The following is a 19,838-nucleotide window of genomic DNA, read 5'->3' as shown; positions in this document are numbered from 1 at the left end:
CCAAAATGCGCTGTTTCAAAATACCAAATTGCCGCAGGGCAACCCGGCTTGCGGTCGCCTGAATCGATTGAACATTCGGTGAGATGCATTAGCATTGGCAGAGATGGTGAAAGCCGCATGATCCTGGCAACGTCACGAGAGGCAGCATGACGCGCGCGATGACAACCGAAGCTCCTCTGCCCACGCTCGAAAACCCGGATCCCAAGACGCTCGCCGAGGAAGTCTTGCAGGCCCTCAAATACAGGGTCGGCAAGGGCACCAACGTTGCAACCCAGTACGACTGGCTCACCGCCTCGATCAAGGTTGTGCGCGACCGCATCGTCGATCACTGGATGCAGGCGACCCAAGAGGCCTACGCCCAGCAGGAAAAGCGCGTCTATTACCTGTCGCTGGAATTCCTCATCGGCCGCCTGATGCGCGATGCCTTCTCCAATCTCGGACTGATGGACAACATGCGCGAGGCGCTGTCGTCGCTTGGCGTCGACCTCGACATCATTGCCGCGCTCGAACCAGATGCTGCCCTTGGCAATGGCGGTCTTGGCCGGCTCGCCGCCTGCTTCATGGAAAGTATGGCTACCGTCGATATCCCCGCGCATGGCTACGGCATCCGCTACGCCAACGGCATGTTCCGGCAGGAGATCCATGACGGCTGGCAGGTGGAACTGCCCGAAACATGGCTCGATCACGGCAACCCCTGGGAGTTCGAGCGCCGCGAACGCTCCTTCGAGGTCGGCTTCGGCGGCTCGGTGGAATCGGTCACCTCGAAGGACGGCCGGCTCGAGCGCCACGTCTGGAAACCGACCGAACATGTTCTGGCAGTCGCCTATGATACGCCGGTTGTCGGCTGGCGGGCCAACCGCGTCAACACGCTGCGTCTGTGGTCCGGCATGCCGGTCGACCCGATCCTGCTCGACAAGTTCAACGCCGGCGATCACATCGGTGCGCTCGCCGAAAGCAACAAGGCAGATGCGTTGTCGCGCGTCCTTTACCCGGCCGATTCCCACAAGGCGGGCCAGGAGTTGCGGCTCAGGCAGGAGTATTTCTTCTCCACCGCCTCGCTGCAGGACATCGTCCAGCGTCATCTCAGCCAGTATGGCGACCTGCAATCGCTGCCCGACAAGGCGGCGATCCATCTCAACGACACCCATCCGGCGATCGCCGTAGCCGAGCTGATGCGCCTGTTGATGGATGTCCACGGCATGGATTTCGACCAGGCCTGGAGCATCACCAAGCGCACCTTCGGCTACACCAACCACACGCTGCTTCCCGAAGCGCTAGAAAGCTGGCCCGTGCCGCTGTTCGAGCGGCTGTTGCCGCGCCACATGCAGATCGTCTATGCTATCAACGCCGAGGTGCTGCTCGAGGCACGCGCCTCCGACCAGTTCTCGGACGAGCAGATCAGCCGCATCTCGCTGATCCAGGAAAATGGCGATCGCCGCGTGCGCATGGGCAACCTGGCCTTTGTCGGCTCGCACTCGATCAACGGCGTCTCGGCATTGCATACGGAATTGATGAAGGAGACGGTGTTTGCCGACCTCCACAGGCTCTACCCGGACCGCATCAACAACAAGACCAACGGGATCACGCCGCGGCGCTGGCTGATACAGTGCAATCCCGGCCTCACGGCACTCACCCGAGAGGCGATCGGCGACGGTTTCCTCGACGACATCAACGAGATAAAGCGGCTTGATCCTTTCGCCGAGGACGCCGCCTTCCGCGATAAGTTCGCCGCTGTCAAACGGGCGAACAAGACGAGGCTTGCCAATCTCGTTGCCGACCGGCTCGGTATCAAGGTCGACCCCTCGGCGCTGTTCGACATCCAGGTCAAGCGCATCCACGAATACAAGCGCCAGCTCTTGAACATTCTCGAAGCGGTCGCGCTTTACGACCAGATCCGCTCGCATCCGGAGCGCGACTGGATGCCCCGCGTCAAATTCTTCGGCGGCAAGGCGGCGCCCAGCTATCACAACGCCAAGCTGATCATCAAACTTGCCAACGACGTCGCCCGGGTCATCAACCGCGACCCGGCGGTGCGCGGTTTGCTGAAAGTGGTGTTCGTGCCGAACTACAATGTCAGCCTTGCCGAGATCATGATGCCGGCCGCCGATCTTTCGGAGCAGATATCGACCGCCGGCATGGAAGCGTCCGGCACCGGCAACATGAAGTTCGCGTTGAACGGCGCGCTGACCATCGGCACGCTCGACGGCGCCAACGTCGAGATCAAGGAATGCGTCGGCGACGACAACATCTTCATCTTCGGCCTGACCACAGAGGAAGTCGCCGAGCGGCGCAACAATGGTTACGATCCGCGCGTCCTAATCGAGGGATCGCCTGAATTGGCGCAGGCGCTTGCCGCGGTTTCGTCCGGGGTCTTTTCGCCTGACGATCCGGACCGTTATCGCGACCTGATCAACGGCCTTTACCAGAGCGACTGGTTCATGGTCGCTGCGGATTTCGATGCCTACGCCGCCACCCAGCGCGACGTCGATGCCGTCTGGCGCAACAGCCCGGACTGGTACGCCAGAGCGATCCGCAATGTCGCCCGCGTCGGCTGGTTCTCGTCCGACCGCACGATCCGCCAATATGCGAAAGACATCTGGCACGTGCCCGCCTGATGTGATTGCATGAGACCAGGAACAATGTGGCCCTAGTGGAGTGATTTGACCTTCGCATCCCTTGGAAGGTCAGGCGGCCTGCGACTGTCGAATTCAAAACTTCACTAGAAACACACACTTGGTGCCCGAGGAGGGACACTGCCTGATGAGCAAGCCGCGCGCGACCGTTGCGACAAGCGGGCCGGACGGATTGGCGCCAGCCGGCGATGTCGCGGCGATTGTCGCCGGCACGCATGGCGACCCGTTCGCCGTGCTCGGCGTGCATGAGGCGGGGAAGGGCTTTGTCGCCCGCTGCTTCGTCCCTCATGCCGAGTTCGTCACCGCCTATACGCTGACCGGCAAGAAGGCCGGCGAGCTGTCGAGACGCGACGACCGCGGCTTCTTCGAAGGCAGACTGTCGCTGCGCAAACGCCAGCCGCTGCGCTATCATGCCAGGAATTCCGGCGGTGACTGGTGGCTGACCGATCCATATTCCTTCGGCCCCGTGCTCGGCCCGCTGGACGACTATTACATCGCCGAAGGGTCGCATCTCAGGCTGTTCGACAAGCTCGGCGCCCATCTCATCGACCATGAAGGTGCATCGGGCGTGCATTTTGCGGTGTGGGCGCCCAATGCAAGGCGCGTCTCGGTGGTCGGCGACTTCAACGAGTGGGACGGCCGCAGGCACACCATGCGCGACCGCCGCGATACCGGCATCTGGGAGCTGTTCATTCCCGACATCGGCGCTGGCCGCCCTTATAAATACGAGATCATCGGGCCGGATGGCGTGAGATTGCCGCTCAAGGCAGATCCGTTCGCCTTCAAGTCCGAACTGCGCCCGGCCACCGCCTCGGTGACGGCGCTGCCGCCGGCGCACGAATGGGGCGACGAGGCGCATCGGAACTACTGGCGCAATGCCGACCACAGGCGCGAAGCCGTATCGATCTACGAGGTCCATGCCGGGTCATGGCGGCTTCACGACGACGGCAGCTTCCTGTCGTGGGACGAGCTCGCCGACAGGCTGATCCCTTACGTGGTCGAGACCGGTTTTACCCACATCGAATTCATGCCGATCTCCGAACATCCTTATGACCCGTCCTGGGGCTACCAGACGACGGGTCTCTATGCGCCGACTGCACGCTTTGGCGATCCGGACGGTTTTGCCCGTTTCGTCGACGGCGCCCACCGTGCAGGCATCGGCGTCATCCTCGACTGGGTGCCGGCACATTTCCCGGTTGACGAACACGGTCTGGCAAAGTTCGACGGTACCGCGCTCTACGAACATGCCGATCCGCGCAAGGGCTTCCATCCCGACTGGAACACCGCGATCTATAATTTCGGGCGCCGCGAAGTGATCTCGTTCCTGGTCAACAATGCGCTGTTCTGGGCCGAGAAATATCACGTCGACGGACTGCGCGTCGATGCGGTCGCCTCGATGCTTTATCTCGATTATTCGCGCAAGGCCGGTGAATGGATTCCCAACGAGAAGGGCGGGCGCGAGAATCTCGAAGCGGTCAGCTTCCTGCAGCGTATGAACAAGGAGGTCTACGGCCACCATCCGGGTGTGATGACCATCGCCGAAGAATCGACCTCGTGGCCGAAAGTCTCGCAGCCGGTGCATGAAGGCGGACTGGGCTTCGGTTTCAAATGGAACATGGGCTTCATGCACGACACTTTGGAATATTTCTCCAAGGAGCCGATCTTCCGCAAGCATCACCACAACGACATCACCTTCGGCCTGGTCTATGCCTTCAGCGAGAATTTCGTGCTGCCGCTGTCCCATGACGAAGTGGTGCACGGCAAGGGCACGCTGCTCAACAAGATGGCCGGCGACGACTGGCAGAAATTCGCGACGCTGCGCGCCTACTACGCCTTCATGTGGGGCTATCCCGGCAAGAAGCTGTTGTTCATGGGCCAGGAGTTCGCACAACGCCGCGAGTGGAGCGAGGCGCGCGCGCTCGACTGGAACCTGCTCGATTTCCGGCTCCATCGCGGCGTCTGGCAGACGGTGCGCGACCTCAACTATCTCTACCGCTCGCGCCCGGCGCTGCATGCCCGCGACTGCGAGCCGGAGGGCTTTTCCTGGCTGATCGTCGACGACAGCGCGAACTCGGTATTTGCCTGGCTACGCAGCGCGCCGGGCGGCAATCCGGTCGCCGTCATTTCCAACTTCACGCCGGTGCCGCGCGACAATTACCGCGTGCCGTTGCCGCAGGCCGGAAAATGGCGCGAAATCATCAACACCGATGCCACGGATTATGGCGGTTCCGGCAAGGGCAATAGCGGCGGCGTCGAGGCTCGGGCGGAAGGAGGAGGCATTTCGGCGACGATGCTTTTGCCGCCGCTGTCGACGATCATGCTCGAATTCGTCCCGGACTGAGCTATGTCTGGAGCATCTAACCTGGGAGGATAGGAATGGCTGAAATAAAACGAACACAGCCGCTGGCACGCGACGCCATGGCTTATGTGCTGGCCGGCGGCCGTGGCAGCCGGCTCAAGGAACTGACCGACCGCCGCGCCAAGCCGGCGGTCTATTTCGGCGGCAAGACCCGCATCATCGATTTCGCGCTCTCCAATGCGCTCAATTCCGGTATCCGCCGCCTCGGCGTCGCCACCCAGTACAAGGCGCATTCGCTGATCCGGCACCTGCAGCGCGGCTGGAACTTCCTGCGGCCCGAGCGCAATGAGAGCTTCGATATCCTGCCGGCCAGCCAGCGTGTGTCGGAAACGCAATGGTATGAGGGCACAGCCGATGCCGTGTACCAGAACATCGACATCATCGAGGCCTATGGGCCGGAATACATGGTCATCCTGGCCGGCGACCACGTCTACAAGATGGATTATGAGCTGATGCTGCGCCAGCATGTCGACGCTGGCGCCGACGTCACCGTCGGCTGCCTCGAAGTGCCGCGCATGGAAGCCACCGGCTTCGGCGTCATGCATGTCGACACCAAGGATACCATCATCTCCTTCATCGAAAAGCCGGCCGATCCGCCGGGCATTCCCGACAAGCCGGATTTCGCGCTGGCCTCGATGGGCATCTATGTCTTCAAGACCAAGTTCCTGATGGAGCAATTGCGTCGCGATGCGGCGGAGCCCGGCTCGAGCCGCGACTTCGGCAAGGACATCATCCCCTACATCGTCGAGCACGGGAAGGCGATTGCCCATCGTTTTGCCAAATCCTGCGTGCGCTCGACCGCCGAGAACGAGGCCTATTGGCGCGACGTCGGCACGGTCGACGCCTATTGGGAAGCCAATATCGACCTGACCGACATCACGCCGGAACTCGACCTCTACGACCGCGACTGGCCGATCTGGACCTATGCCGAATTGAAGCCGCCGGCAAAGTTCGTGCATGACGAGGATGGCCGCCGCGGGTCGGCCGTGTCGTCTCTCGTGTCGGGCGATTGCATCGTTTCGGGCGCGTCGCTGAAGCGAAGCCTGATCTTCACCGGCGCACGCATCAATTCCTATTCGACGCTGGAGGAGGTCGTCATGCTGCCCGACGTCCATGTCGGCCGCAACGCCAGGCTGAAGCGCGTGGTCATCGATCACGGCGTCACGATCCCGGAGGGGCTGGTGGTCGGCGAGGATCCCATCCTCGACGCCAAGCGTTTCCGCGTTTCGGAAAAAGGCATCTGCCTCGTCACGCAGGACATGATCAACAGGCTGGGATCGTAGTGCATGCAGGTTCTGTCGGTGGCGCCCGAGATCTTTCCGCTGGTCAAGACCGGAGGGCTCGCCGACGTGACTGGCGCCTTGCCCGTGGCATTGGCCGGCAACGGCGTCACCATGCGCACGCTCGTCCCCGGCTATCCTCAGGTGATGGGAGCCTTCAGGAAAAAGAAGGCGGTTCAGCAATATTCATTGCTGCAGGGTGGGAAGGCCTCGGTGCATGCCGTCCAGATCGCCGGGCTCGACCTGTTCGTGCTTGACGCGCCGCATCTTTTCGACCGCCCCGGCGGCCCATACGGCAACGCGACCGGCGCCGATTGGCCGGACAATTGGCGGCGGTTCGCGGCCTTAAGCCAGGTAGGCGGTGACATTGCCGGCGGCGCGATCTCGGGCTACCTGCCCGATATCGTCCATGCCCATGACTGGCAGTCGGCAATGACGCTCGCCTACATGCGCTACGGCAAGGCGGTCGGCACGCCGTCGATGATCACCGTGCACAACCTCGCCTTCCAGGGCCAGTTCGGCGCCGGCATCTTTGGCGAGCTTGGCCTGCCGGCGGGGGCGATGGCGCTCGACGGCGTCGAATATTATGGCGGCGTCGGCTTCCTCAAGGCCGGCCTGCAGGCCGCCTGGGCGATCACCACGGTCAGCCCGACCTATGCGCAGGAAATCCGCTTGCCCGAATTCGGCATGGGCCTAGACGGCCTGATCAACATGCGCTCCGTCGATCTCCATGGCATCGTCAACGGCATCGACACCGAGATCTGGAACCCGGAAACCGACACGCATCTGGTCTCCAACTACACGGCAAAGACGCTTAAGGCGCGAATGCCCAACAAGGCCGCAGTCGAGGACCGTTTCAGCCTCGATCGCGATGACAGCCCGATCGTCTGCGTCGTCAGCCGGCTGACCTGGCAAAAGGGCATGGACATATTGGCGGCGGCCGTCGACGGCATTGTCGCGGCAGGTGCACGGCTGGCAATCCTTGGGTCTGGCGACGCTGGGCTGGAAGGCGCGTTGCTTGCCGCCGCAGCTCGCCATCGCGGTCGCATCGGCGTCGTCGTCGGCTATGACGAGGGGCTCTCCCACACCATGCAGGGCGGCTGCGACGCCATCATCATCCCGTCGCGCTTCGAACCTTGCGGGCTGACGCAGCTCTACGGCCTGCGCTATGGCTGCGTGCCGGTCGTCGCCCGCACCGGCGGCCTTGCCGACACGATCATCGATGCCAACGAAGCCGCCATCTCGGCCGGCGTTGCGACCGGTTTCCAGTTTGCCCCCGCCAATGCCGGCGCCTTGCTGCACGCCGTCCGCCGCCTTGTCGAGGCGCATGCCAATCCCGCAGTGTGGACATCGATGCAGCGGCAAGGCATGAAGGCCGACGTGTCGTGGGACAAAAGCGCCGAAAAATATGTCCAACTCTATCGCTTGCTGCTTTCGAAAAGGGCTGCCTGACTGATGATCCGCACTATCGCCACCAAACCCTATCCTGACCAGAAACCCGGCACCTCCGGGCTGCGCAAGAAAGTCCCGGTGTTCCAGCAGGAGCACTATGCCGAGAACTTCATCCAGTCGATCTTCGATGCGCTGGACGGGTTCGAGGGCAAAACCCTGGTGATCGGCGGCGACGGCCGCTTCTATAACCGCGAGGTCATCCAGAAGGCCATCGCCATGGCCGCGGCAAACGGCTTCGGCAAGGTGATGGTCGGGCAGGGCGGCATCTTGTCGACGCCGGCCGCTTCGCATGTCATCCGCAAATACAAGACCTTCGGCGGCATCATCTTGTCGGCCAGCCACAATCCGGGTGGCCCACATGAGGATTTCGGGATCAAGTACAATGCCGGCAATGGCGGCCCGGCGCCGGAAAAGCTGACCGACGCGATCTTCGAAAAAACCAAGGCGATTTCAAGCTTCAAGATCGCCGATATCGGGCCGGTCGACATCGACACGATCGGCACGGTCAAGGCGGCTGATATGACCGTCGAAATCATCGATCCGGTCACCGACTATGCCGAACTGATGGAAAGCCTGTTCGATTTCGATGCCTTGCGGGCGCTGTTCAAATCGGGCTTCCGCATGCGCTTCGATGCCATGCATGCGGTGACCGGCCCCTACGCCAAGGAGATCCTCGAAAACCGGCTCGGTGCGCCGAACGGCACCGCCCGCAATTTTATCCCGCTGCCGGATTTCGGCGGCCACCATCCCGATCCCAATCTGGTGCATGCAAAACACCTCTACGACGAGATGATGGGGCCGGATGCGCCAGACTTTGGCGCTGCCTCCGACGGCGACGGCGACCGCAACCTGATCATCGGCAAGGGCATTTTCATCACCCCGTCGGATTCGGTGGCGATGCTCGCTGCCAATGCCCATCTGGCTCCGGGCTACAAGGCCGGGCTGAAAGGCATCGCCCGTTCGATGCCGACCAGCGGTGCTGCCGACCGCGTCGCCGAAAAGCTCGGCATCGGCATCTACGAGACGCCAACCGGCTGGAAGTTTTTCGGCAATTTGCTCGATGCCGGCATGGCAACGATCTGCGGCGAGGAGAGTGCCGGGACCGGCTCCAACCATGTCCGCGAAAAGGACGGCCTGTGGGCCGTGCTTTTGTGGCTCAACATCCTTGCCGTGCGCGGCGAAAGCGCCAAGCAGATCGTCACCCAGCATTGGGCGGCCTATGGCCGTAACTACTATTCGCGCCACGACTACGAGGAGGTCGAGACCGATCGCGCCAACGCGCTTGTCGACGAGCTGCGCGCCAAGCTTGGCTCGCTGCCTGGCACCAGCGTGCGCGGCATGACGATCGCCAGCGCCGATGATTTCGCCTATCACGATCCGGTTGACGGCTCGGTCAGCAAGAACCAGGGCATCAGGGTGTTGTTCGAAGGCGGCTCACGCGTCGTCTTCCGCCTGTCAGGCACCGGCACCTCGGGCGCGACGCTACGTCTTTATGTGGAGCGCTACGAGCCGGACAACAGCCGCCACGATCTCGACACCCAGGAGGCGCTTGCCGACCTGATTGCGGCCGCCGACGACATTGCCGGGATTCGCAGCCATACCGGTCGCGCCAAGCCGAGCGTGATTACGTGAGCTTGGCATCCAACTTTGTCCTCGCGCTTATCAGGAGGGTTGGACCGTATTGCCGATCGGGGTGCTGCTTTCGCGACGCAGATATTTGACAGGTCGGATGTGCTTGCGCTGGCGGATCGAATGCCTTGGAGATCGACCACAACACCTGTCGTTTCCTCATCCTGGGGCGAAGCAAGGAGCGAAGCGACGCGGCGCAGACCCCAGGATCCATGCCATGACTCCAGAGCGATGCCACGGTGCAGAATTCTGTTCGGCCGTGCACTTCGGCCGAGGCCACGGCATGGATCCAAGGGTCTTCGCGACGAAGCTTCGCTCCTGCTTCGCCCAGGGATGACGAAGTTGGAGAGGCCTGCTCGGCCAATCCCGAACCTTTGCGCTGCTCAACAACAAGGTTGGTCCGCGTGAGCCAGCTCGGCGCAACCATCACCAAGGAAGGTATCCGCTTCGCCGCATGGTCCTCGTCGGCTCGGCGCATCTGGGTCTCGATCTTCGACGAGCGCGGCAACCGCGAGATCGACCGGCTTGAACTCCAGCCCGAGGGCGACGGCGTGCATACGCTTTTTGTTGCCGGTCTCGCCGCCGGCACCCGATACGGGTTCCGCGCCGACGGCGACTACGCGCCGGAACACGGTCTCTGGTTCGATCCCGACAAGCTGCTGGCCGATCCCTATGCCGTCGAGATCGACAGGCCCTATGCCTATGACGGCCGGCTGGCCGCGCGCCGGGGCGAGGCGGCCGACACGGCGTCGCTGATGCCGAAGGCCATTGCTGGCGCCTTGCCGGAACCCTTGCCTGCCTTGCCGCCTCTGTTTCGGTCCGGCGGCCTCATCTACGAAGTGCCGGTACGCGCCTTCACAAAGCTGCATCCGGACATTCCCGAGAAGCAACGCGGCACCATTGCAGCGCTCGCTCATCCCCTTGTTGTCGAGCATCTGCAAAAACTCGGCGTCGCAGCCATTGAGTTGATGCCGGTGACTGCATCGATCGACGAACGGCATTTACCGCCGCTCGGTCTGCGCAACGCCTGGGGTTATAATCCCGTGACCTTCATGGCGCTCGATCCGCGACTGGCGCCCGGCGGTCTGGCCGAGTTGCGCGCCACGGTTGCCGCGCTGCGTGAGGCCGGCATCGGCGCCATCCTCGACCTGGTGTTCAACCACACCGGCGAAAGCGACCGGCTCGGCCCGACATTGTCGCTGCGCGGGCTCGACAACCGCGCCTACTACGGGCACGAGGCCGACGGCGCTCTGGTCAATGACACCGGAACCGGCAATACGCTCGCCTGCGATCATCCCGTCGTCCGGGAAATGGTCCTCGACGCACTTCGTCACTTTGCCCAGCACGCCGGTGTCGACGGATTCCGCTTTGATCTGGCGCTGATCCTCGGCCGCGTCGACGGCGTTTTCGACGCTGATGCGCCGCTGCTGAACGCCATTCGCAACGACCCTGTTCTTGGCGACCGGGTGCTGGTCGCCGAGCCCTGGGACATCGGACCGGATGGCTATCAGCTCGGCAATTTTCCGCCGCCCTTCCTCGAATGGAACGACAGATACCGTGACGATATCCGCCGCTTCTGGCGCGGCGACGGCGGCATGATCGGCGCGCTGGCGACGCGGCTTGCCGGTTCGTCCGACGTCTTTTCCAAAGCAGGCCAGACAACGAGCCGCAGCGTCAATTTCATCGCTGCGCATGACGGCATGACGCTGGCCGATATCGTTGCCTATGAGCACAAGCACAACGAGGCCAATGGCGAACAGAACCGCGATGGTCACGACGACAACCTGTCCTGGAACAATGGCGTCGAGGGCAAGGCCGACGACCGCGCAATCGTTACGGCCCGTTTCGATGACCAGCGCGCGCTGCTGGCGACGCTCTTTGCCTCGCGCGGCACGATCATGCTGACGGCCGGCGACGAGTTCGGCCGCACGCAACGCGGCAACAACAACGCCTACGCGCAGGACAATGACATCACCTGGCTCGACTGGGCCGGGCGCGACCAGGCGCTTGAGCAGTACACCGTTCTGCTCGCCAAGATGCGTCGTGCCGTGCCGGCGCTTTTGGACGCAAGCTTTCTCACCGGCGAGCCAGCGGCCGGCTCGGAAATGCCAGACGTTGCCTGGCTGACTGAAACCGGCGTGACGCTCGACGAGGCAGCCTGGCACGATGCCACGCGGCACCGGCTGGTCATGGTTCTCGCTAGCGATCGGGACAGTCGTCTTGCAGTGATCATCAATGGCGACCGCCGGGCCTGCATGTTCACGCTGCCGGAACGGGCGGGTTTTCATTGGCGCCCAGCCATCGAAACGGATAGTGGCGATATCTCACGGCCGGTGCCTGGGCGAACGGTCATATTCATGATCGAACGCAGGACCGCGCAGGCGGGCGCAGAGGAGAGCCATGATGGCTGACAATGCCGAATGGTGGCGCGGCTGCGTCATCTACCAGATCTACCCGCGTTCCTTCCAGGACACGACAGGCGACGGCAGCGGCGATCTCAACGGCATCACCTCGAGGCTGGCCCATGTCGCATCGCTTGGTGTCGACGCAGTTTGGCTGTCGCCTTTCTTCAAGTCGCCAATGGCCGACGTGGGCTACGACGTTTCGGATTACTGCGCCGTCGATCCGATGTTCGGCACATCAGAGGATTTCGACGCGCTGATTGCAGAGGCGCATCGACTCGGCCTGAAGGTGATCATCGACCAGGTCTTGTCGCATTCGTCGGATCGGCACGAATGGTTCGTCGAAAGCCGCACGAGCCGCGACAACCCCAAGGCCGACTGGTACGTCTGGGCCGATGCGAAGCCCGACGGCACCGCCCCTAACAACTGGCTGTCGCTTTTCGGCGGCCCGGCCTGGGAATGGGACGCAACGCGCAGGCAATATTACCTCCACAATTTCCTCGCCTCGCAGCCGGACCTTAATTTCCACAATCCGCAGGTGCAGGACGCCTTGCTGGAAACGGTGCGGTTCTGGCTCGAGCGCGGCGTCGACGGGTTTCGGCTGGACACGGTCAACTACTATGTCCACGACCGCTGGCTGCGCAGCAACCCGCCTTTGGCGGAAAGCGTCGCCGGCGTCAATACGGCAACCAGCACCTATCTTTACCAGGAGCATCTGTTCGACAAGAGCCAGCCGGAAAACCTGGCTTTCCTCAGGCGCTTCCGGGCCTTGCTTGACGAATATGAAGGCCGCGCCGCGGTCGGCGAGATTGGCGACGAAACCCGTTCGTTGCAGACACTCGCCGCCTATACCGGCGGTGGCGACAAGCTCCAAATGTCCTACACCTTCGACCTGCTCGGCCCGCAATTCTCGGCGGCGCATGTGCGTGGCTGTGTCGAGGCCTTCGAGAGTACGGTGTTCGACGGCTGGGTTTGCTGGGCATTTTCCAACCACGATGTCGTGCGCCATGTCAGCCGCTGGGCAAGGCAGGGCGGCGCGCCGGACAAGCTGGCGAAATTCTCGATTGTGCTGCTTTCCTGCCTGCGCGGATCAATCTGCCTCTACCAGGGCGAGGAGCTCGGGCTGGAGGAGGCCGAACTGGCCTTCGAGGATTTGCGCGATCCTTTCGGCGTCCGCTTCTGGCCGGCAATCAAGGGGCGGGATGGGTGCCGAACGCCGATGGTCTGGGAGGCTAGCGTCGACAATGCCGGCTTTTCGACCGGCAAGCCGTGGCTTCCAATCCCGGCAAGCCATCGCGCCCGGGCGGTCGACGTCCAGTACGGCGAGCAAACCTCCGTCCTGGCGAGCTACCGGGCGATGCTGGCCTTGCGCAAGCAGCATCCGGCGCTGGTTCGAGGCTCGATCCGGTTCCTCGATGCCGAAGGCGACGTCCTTGCTTTCGTTCGAGAAGGCGGTGACGAAAAGCTGCTCTGCGTCTTCAATTTCGCCGACGAGTTGGCCGACTGGCAATTGCCGCCAGATCTGGATGCGATAGAACCGATAGATCTTGGCGGTGCTGACGGGGTCTTGCAGGAAAGAACTCTGTCGCTGTCGCCGCTAGGCTGCTTCCTCGGCCGGATCGGCTGATCTCTATTTCATCATCTCATTGAACAAGCACAGAGCGCCCGCAAGTCGCGCCGACAACCCGGACATCGGCCTCGCCGACATGCACACCAAGCGCCGCAAGCACGTTATAGACCAGTGCGTCGACCGGCGCCGTCACGCCGTTCAGAACCGTTACCACCGCCGGCTTAACCGTTCCGAGCAGGGCCGTCACGTCCAGCCCGAGGCCCAGTGCATTGACCGAGAGCGAGAGGCCGCTGACCAGCGATGTCGTGAGTGATTGCGTCAGGTTTTTTGTGGCGACAGTTTTTATCGTCTTGTTGGCGATATCGGTGCTGTCGAAGGTCAATGTGGTCGGATCGTTGTTGGTGATGGCAAGTGATGAAGAACCCTTCACATCGAGCAGATTGAGGGTGAGCAGCAGAAGCTTCACGCTTACCTGTGCAATCGTGGCATCGGAGAACGATTGCGGATTGCTGAAATCGGCGAAGGCCGATGGGTTGTTGTCGGCGTCGCTGGCGGCAAGGTGCAGCGAGGCCACACCGGGCTGCGCGGCGATCGAGACCTTGATGCTATCCGGCCGGCCCGTCGGGCAGCTGATGTCGGTTAGCTTGGCTTCCGCATAGGCGACTTCGACATGCAGAGGCAGGTTGACGGACAGCAGACTGATGCCGCCGCCGAGACTGGAATTGCCGATGCCGACTGTGGTGACCAGCTTGATGCGCGTCTGCGCGGTGCGCACCACGGTGCCTTTTTCCCCGACGGCCAGCCAGGGTGAATATTGCATCGGTTCACCGATAGCGATGGCGAGCGTGGTGGAGGTAAGTCCCGGAATAGTGGCGCCGAGATCGACCTGGACCTGGTTTGAGCCATTGGCCAGCGAGGCGGCGGCACCCAGCATGCCCATCGCGCTTGCGTCGACGGAAAAGCCGGGAGACTTTTGTCCGAGGCCGAGCCTACCGATCGAGCCAAGATCGATAAGATGACTGAGGGGTATCTTGACCGCGTTGGTGGCCCTGGATGCGATCGTCTGCAGCACAAGTTTGCTGGCGCTGCCCGACCCGGACGCATTGGCCATGGCGGTCGCGATCTGGCCTACCGTCGCTTTTGACGCCAGCACGTCGGAATAGCTGACACCTGTTAGTTGCAACTGTACGGCAAGGGCATCGACGAACGAAAGCACGTTGACATCGGCCGAGATCAGCGCGTTGTAGTCCATGACGCTGAGCGAGATGTTGGCGCCCAGCAGCTTGCTGAGAAGCGCGTTGAGGATGCCGCCATTGACGCTGAGCAACCTGGACCCGACCGAGAACATCGCTTGCGGGGTCACGCTGGCAATGGCTTCGGTGCCGACAACCGGGGTAGGGATGAGCGAACTGGCGAAATACCGGGCGGGGATTTTTTGGAGAGTGACGCGAACGGCGTTGTAAGGCGTTTTACCGGCTTCGAAGCGCTTGTCGACTTCGACGGAGGACGCCGCTGAGTATCGGCCGCCGGTGACGGACACGACGGTTTTCCCAACCGTGGGAACGATTGTCTCACCTGGCTTTTGAACAATGATGCCGGGCATTCGGTTGTCACTGAGCGTGGTTACCGCCGCGGCTTCCATATTGTTGATGTTCGACGCCGCGGTGATCGCCGCCAGATCGGTCATCGCCTGGGCTTCCCTGCGCTCCGTGTAGATCGAACCTTCGTCGACAGCGAAGGCCGCCAGCCCCAGCGCGAATGGCGCTATCAGCGCCGTCATGACGGCAAAGTTCGCCTTCTCGTCGCCAACCATCGAGCCAGCGATCCGGCCGATGCCCCTCAGCAAGAACTGCGACATTTCAAATGCCTCCAATCCTTATGGTAGACCTGCGTGAGATCGTGGTTTGGGGCATTGCAACGCTTGGTAACAGGTTCCAGATCGGCAGGTTGCTGGCATCGTACTGGATCGACACGACGAACTGATTTCCGTCGGCCGTGCTGTCCGTCGCCTGATAGGTCAGCTTGCCGGAATCGACGAACGGGTATCCACTGGCATTGTTTTTGACGAAACCGGCCACCAGCGCCTGGCGCTCGGTTTGATTCAATCCGGCAATTGCAGTGCGGGCGGCATCGGCGGCGATCTGCTGCAAGGAGTTGCTTGCACCAAAATAGATACCATATGCAACCATTCCGAGTATGAGCAGGATAAAGACCGGTGAAAGCAGGGCGAATTCGACCGCGGAAGTTCCCGACTCATCTCCAATTTTGCGTAGATTTGTCCTTATTTGGCGCGATATTTTACGCTTTAATGCGACAGTATTACTGTCTATCTTGTTCATTGCCCTTGCCCGTTGGACCATAAGGTCGATCTGCCGAACCCATCGAAATTTGTAACCCTTGGTTGCCTAAGAACCAATTAATACATTCCGGTAAACTGAAATGATCGGCCAGATTATTTCCCAGATCGGCGTTCTGGCCAGGAAACCCAGCCAAACTCATGGTTTCGATCATTGATTGGCCGCTCGCAAAGCGACTGCCCCGGCCCCCTTACTTTGGGTGACCCCGAGAGTCTGTTGAAATAAAAAATCTCCACGTTACTGTTTGGCCACCAGCTGCCGGAAAGGGAACCGGCTGCGCGCTCGAAAGGAACCAATCAATCGGTTTCGGGGCGTCAACACTTAGAGACGTGGCTGAAGGGCGACGTCATTAGGGAGAACTCCATGCTGAAACATGTGCTGAAGGCGACGGTACTCGCCACGACCATGGTCTTGGCCGCCGGTACGTTCTACACGCCGGCTTTCGCCGAAACCGTCTACAACCGCGGAGCCGCCGCCGAAGCGGAGACGCTCGATCCGCACAAGACCTCGACGGTCTACGAAGCCGATATCATACGCGACCTGTTCCAGGGCCTCGTCATGCATGACCAGAAGACGAATCTCATTCCGGGCGCCGCCGAAAGCTGGACGGTGTCCGACGACGGCACTGTCTACACCTTCAAGTTGCGCAAGGACGGCCTCTGGTCGGATGGCAGCCCGGTGACGCCGGACGACTTCGTTTATTCGTTCCGTCGGCTGGAAGATCCGGCCACCGCTGCCGAATACGCTTCCATGCTCTATCCAGTGAAGGGTGCCGAGGAAGTCAACACCAAGAAGGGCAAGCCGGAGGAAATGGGCGTCAAGGCGATTGACGCAAATACCCTCGAAGTCACGCTCAAGGCGCCAACGCCTTACTTCCTGGAGATGCTGACCCATCAGGCGACCTATCCGGTTAATAAGGCGTCTATCGAAAAGCTTGGCGCCGACTGGATCAAGGCAGGCAAGCTGGTCTCCAACGGGGCCTTTACAGCGGCGGAGTGGATTCCCAACGACCATCTGAAGCTGGTCAAGAATCCGAAATTCTGGGACGCCGCGAGCGTCAAGTTCGACGTGGTCAACTACATCCCGACCGAGGATCGCTCGTCGGCGATGAAGCGCTTCGAGGCCGGCGAACTCGACAGTTACGGTGACCTGCCGACCGAACAGCTCGCCGACCTCAGGGCCAAATTCGGCGACCAGGTCCGTGTCGGGCCATATCTCGGCACCTACTATTATGCGATCAAGACCGACAAGGCGCCGTGGGACAATGTCGAACTGCGCAACGCCATCTCGATGGCGATCGATCGCGACTTCCTCGCCGAAAAAGTCTGGCAGAATTCGATGCTGCCCGGCTATTCTATGGTGCCTCCGGGCATCGAGGGCTACACGCCGGCACTGGCCAAATACGCCGACATGTCGCAGATCGACCGCGAGGATGAAGCCAAGAAAATCCTGGAAAAGCTCGGCTATACGCCCGAGCATCCGTTGAAGATGGAAATCCGCTACAACACCTCGGAAAACCACAAGAACACCGCTGTCGCCATCCAGGAACAGCTGAAGCCGCTTGGCGTCGAGGTCAGCCTGCTCAACACCGATACCAAGACCCACTACTCGTTCCTCGAGCAGAAGGGCGACTATGACGTCGCGCGTGCCGCCTGGATTGCGGATTACAAGGATCCGGAAACCTTCCTTGGCATCTCCCGCAAGGCCAGTGGCAACAACTATTCCATCTACAACAGCCCGAAATACGAAGAGGCCATGGACAAGGCCGCCGCCGCCGGCGGCAAGCCCGAAGAGCGTATGAAGGAACTCGCCAAGGCCGAGCGCATCCTCGTCGATGAGGTCGGCAACATTCCGATCCTCTACTATAGCTATCACGACATCGTTTCCTCAAAGCTGCATGGCTTCGACGACAATGTGATGGACATCCATCCGTCCCGCTTCATCAGCAAGGACTGACCCTTAGCCAGGCCGCCGCGCACCTCAATGCCCGGCGGCGCTGGTTTGCCATCGCATCGGCCCGGGAACCGGATTCGATTTTCGACAATGTCGGTGCGAAGATTTGAAGGCTAGAGCGCAATCGTCCAGCTGGACGCGCGCTGCTCTGGATCAAGCGGGGCATCGATGCTGCGTTACGTATTTCGGCGGCTGCTGACCGCCATCCCGACGCTATTCGTCATCGTGACCATAGCGTTCTTCCTGATACGCGTCGCACCGGGCGGACCGTTCAACCAGGAGCGGGGCCTGAGCCCCGAGATCAGAGCTAATCTCGAAGCCCAGTTCGGCCTCAACGACCCGCTCTGGCTGCAGTACCTCCATTATCTAGGCAATCTTCTGCGCGGCAATTTCGGCCCCAGCTACAACATGCCGGATTTCACCGTCGGCGAGCTGTTCAGGGAAGGCCTGCCGATCTCGATCCAACTCGGCGCTTCGGCGCTCGTTCTGGCGCTGCTCCTCGGCAGCGTGCTCGGCACTGTTGCCGCGCTCAACCAGAACAAGCTTGCCGACTATTCGGTGATCGCGCTGGCGACCGCCGGCAGTACCATACCGACCTTCGTCATCGCCCCGGTAATCCAGCTTGTATTCGGATTGACCTGGAAGCTGCTGCCGATCGGTGGCTGGGGCGATGGAGCCCTCATCAACAAGGTCGGCCCGGTGCTGACGCTCGCTCTGCCGCAGATCGCCATCGTCGCCCGCCTGATGCGCGGCTCGATGATCGAATCGCTGCACTCGCATCACATCCGCACCGCGCGCGCGCTCGGCCTGTCCGACTGGTCAGTCGTCGTCAAGCATGCGCTGCGCGGCGCCATCCTGCCGATCGTCTCCTTCACCGGTCCGGCAGCCGCAGCCCTTCTCACAGGCTCGATCATCGTCGAGACCATCTTTTCTATCCCGGGCATCGGCCGCCATTTTGTCGTTGCCGCGCTAAACCGCGACTACACTCTGGTGATGGGGACGGTGGTGGTCATCGCGCTCTTCACCATTGTCTTCAACCTGATCGTCGACGTCCTCTATGGGGTCGTCGATCCGAGGGTGCGCTATGACTGATATCGCAGTTGCCGCACCGGTCGTCGGCCGATCCCTGTGGGGTGACGCCTGGGCGCGCCTCAAGGCCAATCGCGCGGCCATGTTCAGCCTCTATTATCTTGCCTTCATCGCCGTCATCAGCGTGTTTGGGCCCTATTTCGTGCCGCACCAATACACAACCATCTATGCCGACTATGTCCGGACGCCGCCGAGCTTCTCCGCCTATCCGAAGGCCGACATGATCGAAGGCGCTCTCGATGAGGCGATCAGGCGTATGCGCGTCGACATCAAGGAGTGGCGGCAGGAGGGCAGCCGTGTGTTCGTTACCGTCAGATCGTCCAAGCAGATCGACGACCGCAACATTCGCTACCTTGATCGTTCCGATACCTTTGATGACACAAAGATCGAGAGCAAATCGCCGGATGGTCTCGAAATGGTGATGAGTGCCTCGATCAAGCAGCAATATTTCCTGTTCGGCACCGACAATACCGGCCGCGATCTCCTGTCCCGAACGCTGATGGCCGGGCGCATATCGCTGGCCATCGGCCTGCTTGCCGGCATTGTGGCCGTGGTCATCGGCGTGCTCTACGGCGCCACCGCCGGCCTCGCCGGCGGCAGGGTCGACGAGGTGATGATGCGTATCGTCGACGTGCTCTATTCTTTGCCGTTCATCTTCTTCGTCATTATGCTGGTGGTGTTTTTCGGCAGGAATTTCGTGCTGATGTTCCTGGCCGTCGGCGCCGTACTGTGGCTCGACATGGCGCGCATCGTGCGCGGACAGGCGCTGTCGATCCGCCGGCAAGAATATGTCCAGGCGGCGGAGGCGATGGGCGTCAGGCAGCGCGGCATTCTGCTGCGCCATGTGATCCCCAATTTGCTCGGGCCGGTGGTGATCTACATGACGCTGCTGGTGCCGCAGGTCATCATCCTGGAGAGTTTTTTGTCGTTCCTCGGGCTCGGCGTCCAGGAGCCGATGACCAGCTGGGGCGTGCTGATCTCGGTCGGCGCCCAGAACATCGGCTCGGCCAACTGGCTGCTTTTGTTCCCGGCCTTCTTTCTCGTCTCCACGCTGTTCGCGCTGAATTTCGTCGGCGATGGGCTGCGCGACGCGCTCGACCCGAAGGATCGTTGA

The 19,838-nt window shown here is 61.6% G+C and carries 13 protein-coding genes; 10 read left to right on the top strand and 3 right to left on the bottom strand.

Features of this window, described 5'->3' with window-relative positions:
• The first annotated feature begins 146 nt into the window (after nucleotides 1-146).
• The 7 genes from NKH70_RS14595 (at nucleotide 147) to bglA (ending at nucleotide 13,382) form a co-directional block, all read left to right on the top strand.
• Entirely contained in the window at nucleotides 147-2,615 is a 2,469-nt protein-coding gene (locus NKH70_RS14595; RefSeq protein WP_353025501.1) for a glycogen/starch/alpha-glucan phosphorylase, read from the top strand.
• 145 nt (nucleotides 2,616-2,760) lie between these two features.
• The gene (gene glgB / locus NKH70_RS14590; protein WP_353025500.1) at nucleotides 2,761-4,974 is read left to right on the top strand and encodes a 1,4-alpha-glucan branching protein GlgB; all 2,214 of its coding nucleotides are present in this window, start codon (nucleotides 2,761-2,763) and stop codon (nucleotides 4,972-4,974) included.
• A 35-nt stretch (nucleotides 4,975-5,009) separates the two neighbouring features.
• Nucleotides 5,010-6,275: a glucose-1-phosphate adenylyltransferase gene (gene glgC / locus NKH70_RS14585; RefSeq protein ID WP_353025499.1), complete on the top strand. Its 1,266-nt coding sequence runs from the start codon at nucleotides 5,010-5,012 to the stop codon at nucleotides 6,273-6,275.
• Nucleotides 6,276-6,278: 3 nt separating this feature from the next.
• A complete protein-coding gene (glgA, locus tag NKH70_RS14580; protein ID WP_353025497.1) occupies nucleotides 6,279-7,724 on the top strand; it encodes a glycogen synthase GlgA in 1,446 nt (481 codons plus the stop codon).
• Nucleotides 7,725-7,727: 3 nt separating this feature from the next.
• The gene (locus NKH70_RS14575; protein WP_353025496.1) at nucleotides 7,728-9,356 is read left to right on the top strand and encodes an alpha-D-glucose phosphate-specific phosphoglucomutase; all 1,629 of its coding nucleotides are present in this window, start codon (nucleotides 7,728-7,730) and stop codon (nucleotides 9,354-9,356) included.
• 401 nt (nucleotides 9,357-9,757) lie between these two features.
• Nucleotides 9,758-11,764 carry a glycogen debranching protein GlgX gene (gene glgX / locus NKH70_RS14570; protein WP_352977610.1) on the top strand — a complete coding sequence of 669 codons (2,007 nt, stop codon included), beginning with the start codon at nucleotides 9,758-9,760 and terminating at the stop codon, nucleotides 11,762-11,764.
• On the top strand, nucleotides 11,754-13,382 hold the full coding sequence (bglA, locus tag NKH70_RS14565; protein WP_352914446.1) for a beta-galactosidase BglA: 1,629 nt from the start codon (nucleotides 11,754-11,756) through the stop codon (nucleotides 13,380-13,382). Before glgX ends, bglA begins: the two co-directional genes overlap by 11 nt.
• Nucleotides 13,383-13,398: 16 nt before the next feature.
• Here bglA and NKH70_RS14560 read toward each other — a convergent pair whose 3' ends face one another.
• Genes NKH70_RS14560 through NKH70_RS14550 form a run of 3 tightly spaced genes read right to left on the bottom strand, consistent with a single transcriptional unit; the run spans nucleotide 13,399 to nucleotide 15,836 of the window.
• Complete coding sequence (locus tag NKH70_RS14560; protein ID WP_352914449.1) at nucleotides 13,399-15,183, bottom strand: pilus assembly protein TadG-related protein; 1,785 nt, start codon at nucleotides 15,181-15,183, stop codon at nucleotides 13,399-13,401.
• Between the two features lies 1 nt (nucleotide 15,184).
• Nucleotides 15,185-15,664 carry a TadE/TadG family type IV pilus assembly protein gene (locus NKH70_RS14555; RefSeq protein WP_352721220.1) on the bottom strand — a complete coding sequence of 160 codons (480 nt, stop codon included), beginning with the start codon at nucleotides 15,662-15,664 and terminating at the stop codon, nucleotides 15,185-15,187.
• Nucleotides 15,645-15,836 carry a hypothetical protein gene (locus NKH70_RS14550; RefSeq protein ID WP_352914451.1) on the bottom strand — a complete coding sequence of 64 codons (192 nt, stop codon included), beginning with the start codon at nucleotides 15,834-15,836 and terminating at the stop codon, nucleotides 15,645-15,647. Before NKH70_RS14550 ends, NKH70_RS14555 begins: the two co-directional genes overlap by 20 nt.
• A gap of 209 nt (nucleotides 15,837-16,045) precedes the next feature.
• On the opposite strand from NKH70_RS14550, the gene NKH70_RS14545 reads away from it, so the two are divergent.
• The 3 genes from NKH70_RS14545 to NKH70_RS14535 all read left to right on the top strand — a co-directional run bounded on the left by NKH70_RS14545 (nucleotide 16,046) and on the right by NKH70_RS14535 (nucleotide 19,838).
• Nucleotides 16,046-17,638, top strand: a complete 1,593-nt coding sequence (locus tag NKH70_RS14545; RefSeq protein ID WP_352914453.1) for a peptide ABC transporter substrate-binding protein — start codon at nucleotides 16,046-16,048, stop codon at nucleotides 17,636-17,638.
• 165 nt (nucleotides 17,639-17,803) lie between these two features.
• On the top strand, nucleotides 17,804-18,727 hold the full coding sequence (locus NKH70_RS14540; RefSeq protein ID WP_292653620.1) for an ABC transporter permease subunit: 924 nt from the start codon (nucleotides 17,804-17,806) through the stop codon (nucleotides 18,725-18,727).
• Entirely contained in the window at nucleotides 18,720-19,838 is a 1,119-nt protein-coding gene (locus tag NKH70_RS14535) for an ABC transporter permease (RefSeq protein ID WP_352914456.1), read from the top strand. The genes NKH70_RS14540 and NKH70_RS14535 overlap by 8 nt, the downstream gene beginning before the upstream one ends.

It is taken from the genome of Mesorhizobium sp. M0991 (assembly GCF_040318915.1).
Classification (GTDB): Bacteria; Pseudomonadota; Alphaproteobacteria; order Rhizobiales; family Rhizobiaceae; genus Mesorhizobium.
The sequence above is the reverse complement of the archived record's forward strand: the minus strand, read 5'-3'. Positions and strand labels throughout refer to the sequence as shown.

What these genes read in the sequence shown, in the direction of transcription:
- NKH70_RS14560 (WP_352914449.1), bottom strand. Translation starts at nt 15,183, where the DNA reads ATGTCGCAGTTCTTGCTGAGGGGCATCGGCCGGATCGCTGGCTCGATG.
- bglA (WP_352914446.1), top strand. Translation starts at nt 11,754, where the DNA reads ATGATGGCTGACAATGCCGAATGGTGGCGCGGCTGCGTCATCTACCAG.
- NKH70_RS14550 (WP_352914451.1), bottom strand. Translation starts at nt 15,836, where the DNA reads ATGATCGAAACCATGAGTTTGGCTGGGTTTCCTGGCCAGAACGCCGAT.
- NKH70_RS14555 (WP_352721220.1), bottom strand. Translation starts at nt 15,664, where the DNA reads ATGAACAAGATAGACAGTAATACTGTCGCATTAAAGCGTAAAATATCG.
- NKH70_RS14545 (WP_352914453.1), top strand. Translation starts at nt 16,046, where the DNA reads ATGCTGAAACATGTGCTGAAGGCGACGGTACTCGCCACGACCATGGTC.
- NKH70_RS14595 (WP_353025501.1), top strand. Translation starts at nt 147, where the DNA reads ATGACGCGCGCGATGACAACCGAAGCTCCTCTGCCCACGCTCGAAAAC.
- NKH70_RS14535 (WP_352914456.1), top strand. Translation starts at nt 18,720, where the DNA reads ATGACTGATATCGCAGTTGCCGCACCGGTCGTCGGCCGATCCCTGTGG.
- NKH70_RS14540 (WP_292653620.1), top strand. Translation starts at nt 17,804, where the DNA reads ATGCTGCGTTACGTATTTCGGCGGCTGCTGACCGCCATCCCGACGCTA.
- glgA (WP_353025497.1), top strand. Translation starts at nt 6,279, where the DNA reads ATGCAGGTTCTGTCGGTGGCGCCCGAGATCTTTCCGCTGGTCAAGACC.
- glgB (WP_353025500.1), top strand. Translation starts at nt 2,761, where the DNA reads ATGAGCAAGCCGCGCGCGACCGTTGCGACAAGCGGGCCGGACGGATTG.
- NKH70_RS14575 (WP_353025496.1), top strand. Translation starts at nt 7,728, where the DNA reads ATGATCCGCACTATCGCCACCAAACCCTATCCTGACCAGAAACCCGGC.
- glgC (WP_353025499.1), top strand. Translation starts at nt 5,010, where the DNA reads ATGGCTGAAATAAAACGAACACAGCCGCTGGCACGCGACGCCATGGCT.